Raw genomic sequence first — 15,202 nt, 5'->3', positions numbered from 1 at the left:
CCACCAACTGGGTGTCGGTTCGCGCCAGGAACCTGCTATGCCGGTAGAGACGATTGACGGTCTCATCGGTATCGGCGGTGCCGCGAATCTGTGGTAAGCCGCCGCTCAACCAACCAAAGGACGACACCTGTGAGCGAACCGACCGTGGCCCAGGCGACCGAAAGTATCTATGCCTCGCTGCGGGCGGATAATGCCGACATCGACGCACATATCGCGACGCTTAAAGCGGCGCTGACACGAGAAGGGATAAAACAGGCGGTGTTCGATCCTACCAAGTTGGCGCAGAACAACCGCTCGGGGCGCAAGTTGATGCAGGCCTATTTTCGCCAGCGCGGCGTGAGCGTGAGGTTTTCGGACTAGTAGAGCCGCGCGGGTGATCTCAAGCGCGCCGTTGGGAGTTCTCGGGCCGGTCCGGCGGTTCGCCATCTGGACGTCGGGACTGCGCCTCATAACGGACATCCAGATCAACTTTGCTGTTTCCTGAAAGCCGACATCACCGGTCACCATGCTGCGGGTCGCGGGCGGGTCGTGCGCTGGCTGTTGGCTCACCTCTACGCCAGATGAGAGCCGGTCTGTGCAAATAGTACGGAAAACCAGCAATCCTACTGAAGAAGCTCAGGTAAGCTTTGAAAAAGACGCCGTGCCTCCGGCCAACCCGCTTCAACAAAGAGAGCAAGGCAATCAACTAGCTTCCGTCGCCTTACTTCGTCTTCAAAAACGCTACGATAATCCGCCAGATACCATCCGATAAGCTTCACAAAAAGAGTGGCACCCATGCTTTCGTGTTCGTAGCGAGCAACTCCAGTGGTCCTTAACATCGCCTCGCTAATTAAATCAAAGCATTGTTCGGGATCGACCTCCATGAGAAAGCTTAGGACTGACAAGAGATGGTGAACTGACCCTGGAGTGCCTAGCGTCGTCAGTTTCGAGATAAACGGCGCATACTCCTTGAGGAACCTGCGTTTGGCGTCGACACCGGCAAGCTCAGGAGAGATTTCATCATGACCTACCGCATAGTAGATTTGGTCAGCAATTTCATTAAACAATTTAAGGGCAGAAACTTCTTCTGGAGTTGGCTCATTACCCGACGAAGGCCACGATTTCACCGCTGGTTCGAGAGCAGCGATTAGAATCCAGAGAAAATCTTGAGTTCTCCGGCGTAGTGTCACTTTTTCCGGGTCCTCATCATCAAAACCAATGATCAGCCCATTGCGGATATCAAATAGAGCCGACTGAAGACGCTCTTCTTGCTCTTTATAATTTTGCGTCCAATCGAACAGCAGTGCCTTAGATGTGGGGAGTTCTTTGTTAACTGCAAAAAAAACGATGAGCCCTGTCAGCGGATCGTCCCCTTTCTTTGGAAACCTCACGTCCGCAACGGGAATAGCCAACGCTTCCAACCGTTCGGGGTTTCGGCCAGCTAGTCTCGAAAGAGAGGCGATTGCCTGTTTCAAATTTGTAGCGTTCTTTTCTTTCTTCAGAAATTTTTCCGCAAGAGTCCACATCTCCTCTTCGGCTATTTGTTCGATCCAAGGAAGGACGCGAACAAGCTGAAAGCGGACAGCCGGATGAGGGTCATTTAGGAGTATATCTTGATAGCGCTCTCTAACTAATGGCCAAAACTCGGATTGAGTGGCGAGGATCGCTAATGCTTGAGCGGCTTCGATTCTTGGCGATGGTGATCCCCATGACGGAAAATCTGCGAATCTTTCCTCGGTTTCGTCCTTCAACTCGGGATCGCTGTGATGTGTCAGTTCCAGCAACCACCCGAGCGCGGCATCACGCTTCTCCGTAGGTACGAGTCCCTTAGATAAGGCAATCCCAAGTCCTTCTGCCAGCGCATCTGACATCTCCTGATCAAGCGCAGCCCCCATTGGACCAGCTTGAGCGACTGCGTCGCCAAGGGCCAAAGTTGAGTTCCACAAGAATGCTCCTCGATCCAGCGTCTCCTCTGCCTTAAAGGCATCGCGGGCGGATCGCAGATCGCTAACCAGGGCTAATAATGGTGCGACATCATGCGCCTTAACGTCTATCCCTTCCCGTTCAAGCCAATGCCGGTCAGATGCCGTCCAACCAGAGTTGAATTCGAGAGGCTTGCCGTTTTCAAATATGCTGCGACCCGTCTTGGCATCACGTAGGAATGCCCGTGCTGTTTCGGTGACGAGTTGGGACTCGCCTATCGTTTCAAATAGCGTTCCAATAATCTCAACGCGCACTTCGTCAGGCCGCGAGAACTCAGCGAAATTAAGCTGAAGCCAATCAGTCTCAGCTTGGGCACGTTCGTCTGATGACAGATGTGGGAACGTCGCAGCTATCGCGGAGATAGCGCTCCGGCGGGTATCAAGCGATTTAAGCATCGGCACACTGGCTGCCGTTTTCCAAATCTCCCTCCCAAGGATATCGGGCTTGGATGCTGCGATCTCGAAAACTGATCGCCACGCTAGACCAATGCCTGTTTCACTCAGAATCAGTTCAGGCACTTGCGTCAAAAGCGCCTGGTCGTCAGCCGTCGCTCCCCATGCACTTACCGCGCGGTAGAGCTTCGCGTAGTCGTCATGTTCCCTATCGTCTGCGTTCCACGCCCATATATGGCTGTAGTCCTGCTCGAACTCCCTCTCTACACCGGCAATCGAGACCCTTTGAACCTCCTGGCTTTCCCTGGCAGGATGTGACCTTTCGCGCTCACCTCGGATTGCGGCAGCGAAGGCACGTAAAGCGATCCGTGGATATCGCAACAGTAACTGAGGAAAATCGCTAGCGAGCGAATGTGTCGACATCGCAAAATCTTGGGCGGCATTAGACGTGAGCGAGAGTATCCAACTGCCAGACATTGAGGTGACTTGGTCTCTACTAAACTCTCCTCCACGAAAAACTCGATAAAAAAGCTGAACAACAAACTCTTCGTCATGCTCCGCGAGACTCAGACTTTCGCGCGCCAGCCACGGCACCTCGATAAAGCCAAGTTTTGAAAACCGCGGCTGCGAGAATATCTGATCCAACCTCTTCCGCGAGGCACCTGGGTCTGTTCCTATGGTCTTCGCGACGAACGGCACAACGTGTGATGCAAGCCATCGGATACGGCTCTCATCTGTCGACATGGCGTCGAACAGCACACGAGACGCCTTACCCAAGGACCTCAGCGCTTCGGGGCTCGGGTTGTCTTCGATCAGCATTCCAATCAATGCTCGAAAACTACCGAGCTGTTCGGGATTGGGATCACCAAGCGCCTCTAAAAGTGTAGCCCAAGCATCCACCGCTATCGGCTGCTTGAGCTGCGACTTCGTCATCAGCGAGCCGACGATGTGCTGAAATGCCCGATTCTTTGACGGATCGACTTTCGTGAGGGCATCCGCCAATGGCGTGAGGTCGTCGCCATTGTGAACCGACTCGACGGGCAGGCGGGCGACTTCGATACGAACGATTGGATCGATAGCATCATCGCCAATTAGCGATACGACAAAAGACCAATATTCCTCCGCGCTAAATGTAGCCTTCAGAGCTTCAAGCCAGTACCCTAGCGATGGAGTGACTAGGAGGCCTGCGCCGCTCGCCCGGCTCAAAAATTCTAATGCCGCTACGCGGTCTGGCAACAAGATCAATCGCGCGACGGCATAGTCGAATAGGACGTGATGCCGGAAGCCGATGCGGCGTGTCTGCTCTGTAACTAAAACGCCAACACGTTGAAGATCGTCAACAGCTTTCGCCGCTGTATCAGGAACGTCTGTTTCTGGGAGATCGATCGACCGAGCGGTGAGCATGCGCGTCACTACGGTCTTTAGACTTGTGACGGCCGGAAGGCCAAACTCGCTGATCCGTTCATCCCAATATCGCTCCAGCAGTTCTCCTCGCGTCGCTACCGAAGACAATGTACTTGCGGCCACACCGCTGTGCAGCAGGTCGCCAAGGAGGGCAAGATTGAAAGGGTTGCGGGCCAGGCCTTCCATCTTTGGTCCGCCTGCCTCGATCGCAGACGCAAGGATTGGCGATTTGACAGCGACATCCGCCTTTTCAACATCCGAAAGGAGTCCAATATGGATGTGTCGGACGGCGGAAAAATTCGGATCGGCATAAGCCGCTTGTGGAGCAGTTCCAGCGAAAAGCCGTCGCCACTCCCTGCCAAGACGGAGATCGAATGTTCTGACCGATGCAATGACATGCCAACCCGGAAGGGTGGACACTTCTTCCACGAGACGTTTGTAGGTGGCTTCGGCCAATCCTCCGCGTGCGGCATCAAGTGCGTCAAGCACGAGATATGCCGGTCTGTCGCCGGGCATCTGAGCGAGTACATCGATCAGCGAGTGTTGAAGGCCAATATCAATCCGCAGGGCGTCGGCCGAAATAGATACTGCCTCTACTGTAAGGACAACAACGGTAGCTTCCTTCGCAAGCTCTTGCGCTACTTCGCGAACGATGGCTGACTTGCCTGAACCCGGTTCACCGGTGATGGCGAGTAAGCCTCCCCGCGCCGCCTGGACGGTCAGTGCCGTCACGGGTCTAGCAATGGTGAAGTGACCCTCCGGGCTCGTTATTTGTGTGAAACGCTCGAGACGCCCCATGACGCCTGCGCTATAGGTGTTCAAGCGCTGTACATCGTCGCGATAGCTTGGCGGCTCGACCAGGCGAGCTTTGCCAGCTAGCGCCAGACGGATCGCTGCTGCATCTCCGCCCGTTCCGTTACCGGACGCAGTCGCGGCCCACGAAATTAGTGCCTCAAGCAGGGCGGCTTCATCCCCTACAACTGCTACAACATCGCGCAATCCATCTTCGACAGTCTGACGTTGCCCGTCACCCACGACGACTACAGAACAACACGCCAAAATAGACTGTCGTTCGGCGGGTTTGATCCCGATACCGGCGTGAGTGTTCCATGCGGCATCGATCAGCCCAGAGAAGGTCCTTAGCGCTGAGCCCAGGCTATTTGGCATGGCGGTTGCGGCGCCGGTACGGTTCCGATCGAGTGCTTCGCGTAGATTGTTCGCAACCGTAGCTGCGGTCGTCGACCCAACGGCGAGAACCAAGCGATCACGCGACGGATCAAAATCCCTACGCACTCCGCCGTCGATTATGCCATCGCGAAACTGTCGCACGAATTGGTCGGCGGCTGACGCCAGCTCACTCCCAGGATTTGATGACAGGCTAATCGTGCGTTTGGCCTGTACATAAATCTCGCCACGATCAGTCTCGATTAAAAGATCATCCACGGCCGTGGGCGTCTCAAATCGAATAGTACGTGGCACTCCAGGAAGCCCACCTGCCATACGTGAGACCGGGCGTTCGGCCAGCAGCAGCCCAGCCACGTACGCACCCACCTCGGCCTGAAAAACCACCCCTCCGGACGTGCCCCGCCCGCTCATCGTACAAGCCCCTGTGCCAAGAATTTTTCCATGAGAACAAAAGTAGAATATGGGGCACTGACGAGCAATCGACATCCGAAACTTGTCCCCAATGTTAGTAAAATGGTTCTCTGGATATCCCGTCAGGCAACTTTGGGCGGTAGCCGGGTAAATCCGGCGTTAGTTCAAGCGGGTGGGGTCGCGCCTAACAGTAGGGTATCTGGGACGTCTGCGACGAGACGCGGTCATTGATCCAAGGCTGCCGTGCTCATCCGACTTATCTGCACCATCCAGATGTGCTAAGCTTGGCTGTGATTCCACGCCGGAGATGAGGTCGGCGGGCGAATGTCGGCTCTCCGGTGCAGTCAGCCCGGACCGGACCATCCGCTTCCGGCCAAAGGCTGCCAGTCAGCAGCGCATTTTCCAGCCAAGTGGAAGAATGCGGCTAAGACAAACAGATAGAGCGGGATGCCCAGTTCAATTTGAATATATCCCGCTCTAGTCGGGGCGGCGATAGGCCTGCACTTCGCCCGGCTCGCTCAGGCTCTGCAGGGTGCCGGGTGCGGCGCCGCCGATCCAGCCCAGCACCGAGCGGGCGAGTTCGGCGCCGGCCAGCCGGAAGTTCTCGTTGACGACCAGCAATTCGCTGCGAAACAGGTGCAGAAGCTCCGACGATTGTTTGGACACCACATCGACATCGCGGCCAAGCTTGAGGCCGGCGTCTTCGATGCCGGCGACGATGGCGAGCGTCGCGGCGGCGGCGCTGCTGATGAAACCGTCCGGGCGGCTTTCGCGGCGCATCAGCTGCGCGGTCCGCATTCTGATCTGCTCGATCGAATGATCGATCGAAACAGTGTTGAACGGAATCTCGCTGGCGCCGACCTCGCTCAGAGCATCGGCAAAGCCGGCGAGCGTGTGGCCGTGATAGGTCAGCTCGACCGGCGGCGCCAACAGAGCCAGGCGGCGGCGGCCGAGGCCGGCCAGATGGCGCACTGCCTCGGCTGCGAAAGCGTAATTGTCGAAATCATGGTAGGGATGGATCAGCCCCATATCGGTGCGGCCATGCGTGGCAAAGGGGATGCCGCGCTCCAGCATATAACGGGCCCTCGGATCGTTCGGCTGCGTGCGCGAAATGATGACGCCGTCGGCTGAACCGGTTTCCACGAGGTAGCGGATCGGGTCGAGCGGATCCTGCGAGCGCGAGTAGGGTGTCACGATCAAATGGTAGGGTGTGTCGGCAATGACTTCGGAAACGCCGTAGATGATATCCGAGACAAAGCTCATGATTTCGTGCTCGGTGTTGAGCACCAGGCTGATGACATTGGTCTTGCCGGTGCGCAGGCGGACGCCGGCACGGTTGGGCCGATAACCGATCTGCTTGGCGACAAGCTGGACGCGCCGCCTGGTCTCGGCGCCGATCTCGGGCGCATCCTTCAGCGCGCGCGACACGGTGGTGACGCCCAGCCCGGTCATGAAGGCGAGCGTCTTCAGTGTCGGCCGGCCCCGGCCCGACGCTTCGTCGGCCTTCTCTTTTTGATGCCTGTTCATTCATCCCGCCCCGTCAGGCGCATAGCAGTTGCCGGGCAGGCCGGCAATCGGCGGGCCGCGGGTACGCCGCGGGCCTTCACCGAATGAGACCGCTATATACTGAAACGTTACAGATTGTCACTGCCGTGGCGATATCACTGGTGACAGGCGCAAAACGAGTGGCACTCCGGTCGGCGCAAAAAAGAGCGACAGAAGGAGCTTTTCCGGTTTTCTGGCGTCGCAGCATTGCATTTTGCAGTGCAACCCCTCTTGTTGCGATGCGGTAGGCCGGCGAGTCGCGCGATTTTATTCGCGCTTCGAAAAAACTTGATGCCACCTTCGCCTGAGGGGTTGCGCGCCTCAAGCAATTGCCGTATCGAAAATCTGTAACGTTTCAGATTCTGGGAGGAACGAAATGCGATACCAACTCATGACTGCTGCGCTGGCTGCGACGGTCGCGCTGCAATTTGCCGGCCCGGCGGCCGCGACGGATCTGGAAGTCACCCATTGGTGGACCTCCGGCGGCGAGGCGGCAGCGGTCGCCGAACTCGCCAAGGCTTTCGACGCAACCGGCAATCACTGGGTTGACGGCGCCATCGCCGGCTCCGGCGGCACGGCGCGGCCGATCATGATCAGCCGCATCACCGGCGGCGACCCGATGGGCGCGACCCAGTTCAATCACGGCCGGCAGGCGGAAGAATTGGTGCAGGCCGGGCTGATGCGCGACCTCACCGATCTCGCCACCAAGGAAAAGTGGACGGAAATCGTGCAGCCGAAGAGCCTGCTCGACGGCTGTACCCTCGACGGCAAGATCTATTGCGTGCCCGTCAATATCCACTCCTGGCAGTGGCTGTGGCTGTCGAATGCGGCCTTCAAAAAGGCCGGCGTGCCGGTGCCGAAGAACTGGAATGAATATGTCGCTGCGGCGCCCGCGCTTGAAAAGGCAGGCATCCAGCCGCTAGCGGTCGGCGGCCAGCCCTGGCAGGCCTCCGGCGCTTTCGACGTGCTGCTCGCGGCGGTCGGCGGCACCGACGCCTTCCTCAAGGTCTACAAGGACAAGGACGCGGAATTCGCCGCCGGGCCCGAGGTCGCCAAGGTCTTCAAGGCCGCGGACGATGCCCGCAAGATGGCCAAGAACACCAATGTGCAGGACTGGAACCAAGCCACCAATCTGGTCATCACCGGCAAGGCGGGCGGCCAGATCATGGGTGACTGGGCGCAGGGCGAGTTCCAGGTTGCCGGTCAGGTCGCCGGCAAGGACTATACTTGCCTTCCGGGCCTCGGTCTCAACGAGATGATCGCCACCGGCGGCGACGCTTTCTACTTCCCGCTGCTGAAGGATCCCGAAAAATCGAAGGCACAGGAAGTGCTGGCCCACACGCTGCTCGATCCCAAGACGCAGGTCGCCTTCAATCTCAAGAAAGGTTCGCTGCCGGTACGCGGCGACGTCGACCTCAAGGCGGCGAACGACTGCATGAAGAAGGGGCTCGAAATTCTCGCCAAGGGCAATATCATGCCCTGGACCGACCAGCTGCTTTCGCAGGATACCCAGAAGCAGAAGGAGGATCTTTTCTCCGAGTTCTTCGCCAAGCAGGACATGACCGTGGAAGATGCGCAGAAGCGCTTCGCCGCCATTGTCGGTTCGGCCGATTGAGCGATCGACCGACCGCCTCACTCCCGCCCCTGCAAACGCAGGGTCGGGAGCTCGGGTCAAGGCCTCTTGACCCTCCGGCCCTTACCCGATCCAAAGCGGCTGTGCAGATGAGCAAGAGCGAACGCCCTAGCCAACTCTTTCGCAACCTCAATGCGAAGATCGCCTCGATCCCAATGATCCTCACAGCGCTGGTGATCTTTGTCGGCGGCAGCGCGTGGACGGTGCTTTATTCCTTCACCAGTTCGAAGCTCCTGCCACGGCTGAATTTCGTCGGGCTCGACCAGTACTACCGGCTGTGGTCGGTGCCGCGCTGGCTGGTCTCGATCGAGAACCTGCTGATCTACGGCGTGCTGTCGCTGCTGTTCTCGCTGGTGATCGGCTTCCTGCTTGCCGCCCTGCTCGACCAGAAGATCCGGTTCGAGGACACGTTCCGGACCATTTTCCTCTATCCCTTCGCCCTCTCCTTCATCGTCACCGGTCTCGTCTGGCAGTGGTTGCTCAACCCCGAGTTCGGTGTCCAGGGAGTGGTGCGCAGCCTCGGCTGGACGAGCTTCAGCTTCAATCCGCTCTATGATTCCAGCATCGTCATCTACGGCATATTGATCGCCGCTCTCTGGCAGGGCACCGGGCTCATCATGTGCCTGATGCTGGCCGGCCTGCGCGGGATCGACGAGGATATCTGGAAGGCAGCGCGGGTCGACGGGATACCGACCTGGAAGACCTATCTGTTCATCATCATACCGATGATGCGGCCGGTCTTCATCACCACGCTGGTCATCATCGCTGCCGGTATCGTCAAGATCTATGACCTGGTTGTCGCCCAGACCAGCGGCGGGCCCGGCATCGCCTCCGAAGTCCCGGCCAAATATGTCTATGACTACATGTTCTTCGCCCAGAACCTCGGTCAGGGGTTCGCCGCCTCGACCATGATGCTGCTGTCGGTGATCATCGTCATCGTGCCGTGGGCCTATCTCGAGTTTGGAGGCAAGAAGCGTGTCTGACCATACCGTTTCCTTGCCGGCCGGCCCCGGCACGCTCGAAGCGTACGGGCCGAGCGGGCCGAAGCCGCGGCATATGTTCTCGCGCCGCAACATCTTCCTCTACGGCACGCTCATCGTGGTGGCGCTCTACTATCTTTTGCCGCTCTATGTGATGGTGGTGACGTCGCTCAAAGGCATGCCCGAGATACGCCTCGGCAACATCTTCTCGCCGCCGATGGAGATCACCTTCGAGCCATGGGTCAAGGCCTGGTCGAGCGCCTGCACCGGGCTCAACTGCGACGGGCTGTCGCGTGGCTTCTGGAATTCGGTGCGCATCACGATCCCGTCGGTGATCCTGTCGATCGCGCTCGCCTCGGTGAACGGCTATGCGCTTGCCAACTGGCGCTTCAAAGGTGCCGACACCTTCTTCATCATCCTGATCGTCGGCGCCTTCATCCCCTATCAGGTGATGATCTATCCGATCGTCATCATCCTGCGCGAAGTCGGCCTCTACGGCAGCCTCAGCGGCCTGGTGATCGTCCATTCCATCTTCGGCATGCCGATCCTCACACTGTTGTTCCGCAACTACTTTACCTCCATGCCGGAGGAGCTGTTCCGGGCAGCGCGTGTCGACGGCGCCGGCTTCTGGGGCATTTATTTCCGCATCATGCTGCCGATGTCGCTGCCGATCTTCGTCGTCGCCATCATCCTGCAGGTGACCGGCATCTGGAACGACTTCCTGTTCGGCGTCGTCTACACCCGCCCCGACACCTATCCGATGACGGTGCAGCTCAACAACATCGTCAACTCGGTGCAAGGCGTGAAGGAATATAACGTCAACATGGCAGCCACCATCCTGACCGGCCTGGTGCCGCTGATCGTCTATTTCCTGTCCGGAAAATTGTTTGTGCGCGGCATCGCCGCCGGCGCGGTGAAAGGATGATGGCGATGAACGCAAACGGCAGCATTGCGGCAAACGGCACCAGCGTCTCGATCCAGAACCTGTCGCTGAATTTCGGTGCGATATCGGTGCTGCAGACGCTCAACCTCGATGTTGCCGAAGGCGAATTCATCGTGCTGCTCGGCCCGTCCGGCTGCGGCAAGTCGACCTTGCTCAACTGTATTGCCGGGCTGCTCGACGTTTCCGAAGGCCGCATCTTCATCAAGGGCAAGAACGTCACCTGGGAAGAGCCCAAGGATCGCGGCATCGGCATGGTGTTCCAGTCCTACGCGCTCTATCCGCAGATGACGGTGGAGAAGAACCTGTCGTTCGGGCTGCGCGTTGCCGGCCTCGCCAAGGACGAGATCGCCAAGCGCATCGCCCGGGCCGCCGAGATCCTGCAGATCGAACCGCTTTTGCATCGCAAGCCGGCGGCGCTGTCCGGCGGCCAGCGCCAGCGCGTGGCGATCGGGCGCGCACTTGTGCGGGACGTCGATGTCTTTCTGTTCGACGAGCCGCTCTCCAATCTCGACGCCAAGCTGCGCGCGGAATTGCGCGTCGAAATCAAGCTGCTGCACCGCAAGCTCGAGAACACCATGATCTACGTCACCCACGACCAGATCGAGGCGATGACGCTGGCCGACCGTATCGCGGTGATGAAGGGCGGCGTCATCCAGCAGCTCGATGCGCCGCAGACCATCTATAACCGGCCGGTCAACCGGTTTGTCGCCGGCTTCCTCGGCTCGCCGGCAATGAACTTCCTCGACGGCAGACTGGAGGAGGCGGCAGGCGACTGGCACTTCGTCGCCGAGGATGTGCGGATACCGCTTGCCACCTATGCTTTCGAGAAGGACCCGGTGCCAGGGCCGGCCGTGTTCGGCATCCGCCCCGAGCACGTGGCGTTCAACAGCGGCACGGGATGGCCGTTCGCAGCCACGGCAAATGTCGAGGTCGTCGAGCCCATGGGTTCCGACACGCTGGTCTGGCTGAAGCTCGCCGGCCAGAATTTCACGGTGCGGGTGACGGCCGAGCGCACGCCAAACAACGCCGAGGCGGTCGGCATCGGTTTTGACCCGATGCGCGCCTCGCTTTTCGACGCCGCCACAGGTAACCGTCTCTAGAGCATGATTTAGCCTCCCAAGACTCTCCCACTCCCCAAGACTCTTCCACTCCCGCAAGACTCATCCCCCCAAAACTAACCATCCACAAGAAAACGGACAGAGACGATGAACTGGTCATTCCAACTTTACAGCGCCCGCAATTTCCAGCCCTGGGAGGGCGTGCTCAAGATGCTGGGGGAGCTTGGTTACAGCCAAGTCGAAGGGTTCGGCGGCGTCTATGACGATCCCAAGGCGTTCCGTGCCGAGCTCGACAAGAACGGGCTCGCCATGCCGACCGGGCATTTCTCGATCGACGCGCTCGAGAAGGATTTCGACGGCGTGCGCAGGACGGCCGACGCGCTCGGCATCACGCTGCTCATCTGCCCGTTCCTGAATGCCGAGTTCAGGCCGGCCGACACAGCCGGCTGGCGCGGCTTCGGCGAACGCCTGGCCAAGGTCGGCGAGACGGCCAGGAAGGCCGGCTATGGTTTTGCCTGGCACAACCATGATTTCGAGTTCAAGGCGCTCGCCGACGGCTCGGTGCCGCAGGACCATATCCTGTCCTCCGCGCCCGACATCGGCTGGGAGATGGACGTCGCCTGGGTAGTGCGCGGCGGCGTCGATCCGCTGCCCTGGATCGAGAAGCACGGCAAGCGCATCGTCGCCGTCCATGTCAAGGACCTGGCCAAGCCGGGCGAGGGCCTCGACGAGGACGGCTGGTCCGACGTCGGCCACGGCACCATCGACTGGCCCGGCCAGATCAAGGCGCTACGCGCCAAAAGCGCCGCGAAATACTACGTCATGGAACAGGACAATCCCAATGATATCGAGCGCTTCGCCCGCCGCTCGATCGCAGCCGCCAAGACCTATTAGGAGCACACCAGCATGGCAACAAAACTTGGCATCGGCGTCATCGGCTGCGGCAACATCTCGAAGGCGTATTTCTCGCTGGCACCGCTGTTTCGCGGCATCGAGATGCGCGCCTGCGCCGACATCAACATGGAAGCGGCGAAAGCGCGGGCAAAAGAGTTCAAGCTGCGCGCCGAGACCGTCGAGGGGCTGCTCAAGGCCGACGATATCGACATCATCGTCAACCTGACCATTCCGGCGGTGCATTACGAGGTTTCGAAGCAGATCCTCGACGCCGGCAAGCACGTCTATTCGGAGAAGCCCTTCGTGCTGTCGGTCAAGGAAGGGCTCGACCTGAAAAAACGGGCGGAAAGCAAGGGGCTGCGCATCGGTTCGGCGCCCGACACCTTCCTCGGCGGCGCGCACCAGCTTGTCCGCGACCTGATCGACACCGGCAGGCTCGGCAGGATCACCAGCGGCACCTGTCATGTGATGAGCCATGGCATGGAGCACTGGCACCCCAATCCGGACTTCTTCTTCCAGCCGGGCGCCGGGCCGGTGCTCGACATCGGACCCTATTACATCACCAACCTGATCCAGCTGATCGGGCCGGTGAAGCGGGTTGCGGCTTTTGCTTCGATCCCGATGACGGAACGCATCATCAGCTCGAAGCCGCGCGCCGGCGAAAAGATCCCGGTCTCCACGCCAACGACGATCCACGGCGTGCTGGAATTCGAGAACGGCGCCGTGGTGACGCTCAACACCAGCTGGGATGTCTGGAGCCACGGCCACGCGCCCATGGAGCTCTATGGCGAGGCGGGCACGGTGTTCGTGCCGGATCCGAATTTCTTCGGCGGCGGCGTGCGTTTCACCGAGGCCGCCAAGCCGGTGAAGAAGCTGCCGAAATGGCCGCATCCGTTCGGCGTGCCCAACGAGATGCATTCGCAAGGCATGATGGCCAACTACCGCACCGCCGGTTTGGCCGACATGGCGATCGCGATCAGGGAAGGTCGGCCGCACCGCTGCTCGATGGAACTGGCGCTGCATGCCGTCGACGTCATGACCGGACTGTTGCGTTCGGGCGAGACCGGAAAGTTCGTCGCCATGCAGACCAGCTGCGAGCGGCCCGCGGCACTCGGCGTCAAGGCGGCGAAGGAGCTGCTGGCGAAGAAGAAAACCAAGTAGGCGGCGCGCCTCCCAAGCACCGCAAAAAGCCTCTCCCCGTTTGCGCGGGGAGAGGCTAAGGGTGGCAAGCTCGACTGCCCCACCGTCGCGGCGGCAGCCGTCGGGCTCGTTTCGATTTGAGGATTTCCCATGCCGTATGTCCCCGCCGAAAACCGCTACGAAAAGATGGTCTACAATCGCTGCGGGCGGTCCGGCCTGAAGCTGCCGGCGATCTCGCTTGGGCTGTGGCACAATTTCGGCGACGACACGCCGCATAGAACCAAGCAGGCGATCGCGCGCAGGGCGTTCGATCTCGGCATCACGCATTTCGATCTCGCCAACAATTACGGCCCGCCGCCCGGCTCGGCGGAGCGGGCGTTTGGTGAGATCCTGCGGACGGACTTTGCCGGTTATCGCGACGAGCTGATCATTTCGACCAAGGCCGGCTACGAAATGTGGGCAGGGCCTTATGGCGAGTGGGGCGGCCGCAAATATGTGCTGGCCAGCCTCGACCAGAGCCTGAAGCGGATGGGGCTCGACTATGTCGACATCTTCTATTCGCACCGCTTCGACCCCGACACCCCGCTGGAGGAAACGATGGGCGCGCTCGATCACGCGGTGCGCTCGGGCAAGGCGCTCTATGCCGGCATTTCCTCCTATAATTCGCAGCGCACCCGCGAGGCCGCCGACATATTGAAGCAGCTCGGCACGCCTTGCGTGATCCATCAGCCGAGCTATTCGATGCTCAACCGTTGGGTCGAGGATGATGGCCTGCTCGATACGCTGGAGGGGCTTGGTGTCGGCTCGATCGTGTTCTCGCCGCTGGCGCAAGGCATGCTGACCGACAAATATCTCGGCGGCATCCCCGATGGCAGCCGCGCCAGCCAGGGCAAGTCGCTGCGCCCGGCATTCATCAACGACAAGTCGATCGCCAATATCGAGGCGCTGAACGTCATCGCCCGTCGCCGCGGCCAGACGCTGGCGCAGATGGCGCTGGCCTGGGTGCTGCGCAGAGGCAGGGTGACGTCGGCGCTGATCGGCGCCAGCCGGCCGGAACAGGTCGAGGATTGCGTCGGCGCGCTGAAGGCGCTCGACTTCAGCGATGCCGAGCTCGCCGAGATCGACAGCTTTGCCCGCGAGTCGGACATCAATCTCTGGGCGGCATCGGCCGAGCGCAAGGGGCCGCCGAGGAAGTAGGCGACGACGGTCTGCGGTCCGGTTTCATCGAAAAGACGCGGCAGCGCGAACTGGTAGCTGTCTTCGACACGGTGGCCAGCGGCTAACTTTCGGCTGCCTTGAGGTTCCGCGCGGCTTGCTCGAGCGTCGCCCTGTCGTTGCCCAGCCTATCGATCAGCTCTTGCGCCTGATCACCGGTTATCCCGGTGCGCATCGCCAGTGCCTCGACCGTCAGAACGTCGGAGCTGGCGATCGTTCCCGCCGGACCGTCCGCGTCGTCGAGGCCAAGCTCTTGCTTCGCCTGCTGCCAATGACGCTCATGCGCGCCATCCGGGCGGCCCTCGCGTACCCAGATTTCATAGGCTCGCTGCCGAATCTTTTCATGCCGATCGTCGTCCATGGCGGTTCCTCCCTTGTGGCGTTTTCACCAACGCGGGGAGCGCCGGAACGATCCGATGTTGATGCCGAATTCGCAGACA

General features: G+C 59.9%; 11 protein-coding genes. 8 read left to right on the top strand and 3 right to left on the bottom strand.

Annotated features, from left to right (window positions below):
- Positions 1-129: 129 nt before the first annotated feature.
- On the top strand, positions 130-360 hold the full coding sequence (locus NKH33_RS04635; protein WP_095488311.1) for a hypothetical protein: 231 nt from the start codon (positions 130-132) through the stop codon (positions 358-360).
- A 242-nt stretch (positions 361-602) separates the two neighbouring features.
- Here NKH33_RS04635 and NKH33_RS04630 read toward each other — a convergent pair whose 3' ends face one another.
- On the bottom strand, positions 603-5,354 hold the full coding sequence (locus NKH33_RS04630; protein ID WP_352918336.1) for an NACHT domain-containing protein: 4,752 nt from the start codon (positions 5,352-5,354) through the stop codon (positions 603-605).
- Positions 5,355-5,831: 477 nt separating this feature from the next.
- A complete protein-coding gene (locus NKH33_RS04625) occupies positions 5,832-6,881 on the bottom strand; it encodes a LacI family transcriptional regulator (protein WP_352766999.1) in 1,050 nt (349 codons plus the stop codon).
- 394 nt (positions 6,882-7,275) lie between these two features.
- On the opposite strand from NKH33_RS04625, the gene NKH33_RS04620 reads away from it, so the two are divergent.
- The 7 genes from NKH33_RS04620 to mgrA all read left to right on the top strand — a co-directional run bounded on the left by NKH33_RS04620 (position 7,276) and on the right by mgrA (position 14,744).
- Positions 7,276-8,514, top strand: coding sequence for an ABC transporter substrate-binding protein (locus NKH33_RS04620; protein ID WP_352684520.1), 1,239 nt, complete (start codon positions 7,276-7,278; stop codon positions 8,512-8,514).
- A gap of 107 nt (positions 8,515-8,621) precedes the next feature.
- Positions 8,622-9,515 carry a carbohydrate ABC transporter permease gene (locus tag NKH33_RS04615; protein WP_352474879.1) on the top strand — a complete coding sequence of 298 codons (894 nt, stop codon included), beginning with the start codon at positions 8,622-8,624 and terminating at the stop codon, positions 9,513-9,515.
- Positions 9,508-10,437 carry a carbohydrate ABC transporter permease gene (locus NKH33_RS04610; RefSeq protein ID WP_023675222.1) on the top strand — a complete coding sequence of 310 codons (930 nt, stop codon included), beginning with the start codon at positions 9,508-9,510 and terminating at the stop codon, positions 10,435-10,437. Before NKH33_RS04615 ends, NKH33_RS04610 begins: the two co-directional genes overlap by 8 nt.
- A 5-nt stretch (positions 10,438-10,442) precedes the next feature.
- Positions 10,443-11,555, top strand: a complete 1,113-nt coding sequence (locus NKH33_RS04605; RefSeq protein ID WP_352918333.1) for an ABC transporter ATP-binding protein — start codon at positions 10,443-10,445, stop codon at positions 11,553-11,555.
- A 105-nt stretch (positions 11,556-11,660) separates the two neighbouring features.
- Positions 11,661-12,407 carry a sugar phosphate isomerase/epimerase family protein gene (locus NKH33_RS04600; protein ID WP_352918332.1) on the top strand — a complete coding sequence of 249 codons (747 nt, stop codon included), beginning with the start codon at positions 11,661-11,663 and terminating at the stop codon, positions 12,405-12,407.
- A gap of 12 nt (positions 12,408-12,419) precedes the next feature.
- The gene (locus tag NKH33_RS04595) at positions 12,420-13,568 is read left to right on the top strand and encodes a Gfo/Idh/MocA family protein (protein ID WP_352918331.1); all 1,149 of its coding nucleotides are present in this window, start codon (positions 12,420-12,422) and stop codon (positions 13,566-13,568) included.
- Positions 13,569-13,697: 129 nt separating this feature from the next.
- Complete coding sequence (gene mgrA / locus NKH33_RS04590; RefSeq protein WP_352918330.1) at positions 13,698-14,744, top strand: L-glyceraldehyde 3-phosphate reductase; 1,047 nt, start codon at positions 13,698-13,700, stop codon at positions 14,742-14,744.
- A gap of 82 nt (positions 14,745-14,826) precedes the next feature.
- On the opposite strand, the gene NKH33_RS04585 is transcribed toward mgrA, so the two are convergent.
- A complete protein-coding gene (locus NKH33_RS04585) occupies positions 14,827-15,123 on the bottom strand; it encodes a DUF2934 domain-containing protein (RefSeq protein ID WP_352918329.1) in 297 nt (98 codons plus the stop codon).
- Between the last annotated feature and the right edge of the window lie 79 nt (positions 15,124-15,202).

The sequence above is a fragment of the Mesorhizobium sp. M1182 genome (assembly GCF_040318335.1).
In the GTDB taxonomy this organism is placed as follows: Bacteria; Pseudomonadota; Alphaproteobacteria; order Rhizobiales; family Rhizobiaceae; genus Mesorhizobium.
Note: the sequence above shows the minus strand (reverse complement) of the source record. Positions and strands in the feature narration are given on the sequence as shown.

Bases quoted from the DNA above. Each gene is read 5' to 3' on its own strand.
- NKH33_RS04585 (WP_352918329.1), bottom strand. From the start codon at position 15,123: ATGGACGACGATCGGCATGAAAAGATTCGGCAGCGAGCCTATGAAATC.
- NKH33_RS04600 (WP_352918332.1), top strand. From the start codon at position 11,661: ATGAACTGGTCATTCCAACTTTACAGCGCCCGCAATTTCCAGCCCTGG.
- NKH33_RS04630 (WP_352918336.1), bottom strand. From the start codon at position 5,354: ATGAGCGGGCGGGGCACGTCCGGAGGGGTGGTTTTTCAGGCCGAGGTG.
- NKH33_RS04620 (WP_352684520.1), top strand. From the start codon at position 7,276: ATGCGATACCAACTCATGACTGCTGCGCTGGCTGCGACGGTCGCGCTG.
- NKH33_RS04625 (WP_352766999.1), bottom strand. From the start codon at position 6,881: ATGAACAGGCATCAAAAAGAGAAGGCCGACGAAGCGTCGGGCCGGGGC.
- NKH33_RS04605 (WP_352918333.1), top strand. From the start codon at position 10,443: ATGAACGCAAACGGCAGCATTGCGGCAAACGGCACCAGCGTCTCGATC.
- mgrA (WP_352918330.1), top strand. From the start codon at position 13,698: ATGCCGTATGTCCCCGCCGAAAACCGCTACGAAAAGATGGTCTACAAT.
- NKH33_RS04615 (WP_352474879.1), top strand. From the start codon at position 8,622: ATGAGCAAGAGCGAACGCCCTAGCCAACTCTTTCGCAACCTCAATGCG.
- NKH33_RS04595 (WP_352918331.1), top strand. From the start codon at position 12,420: ATGGCAACAAAACTTGGCATCGGCGTCATCGGCTGCGGCAACATCTCG.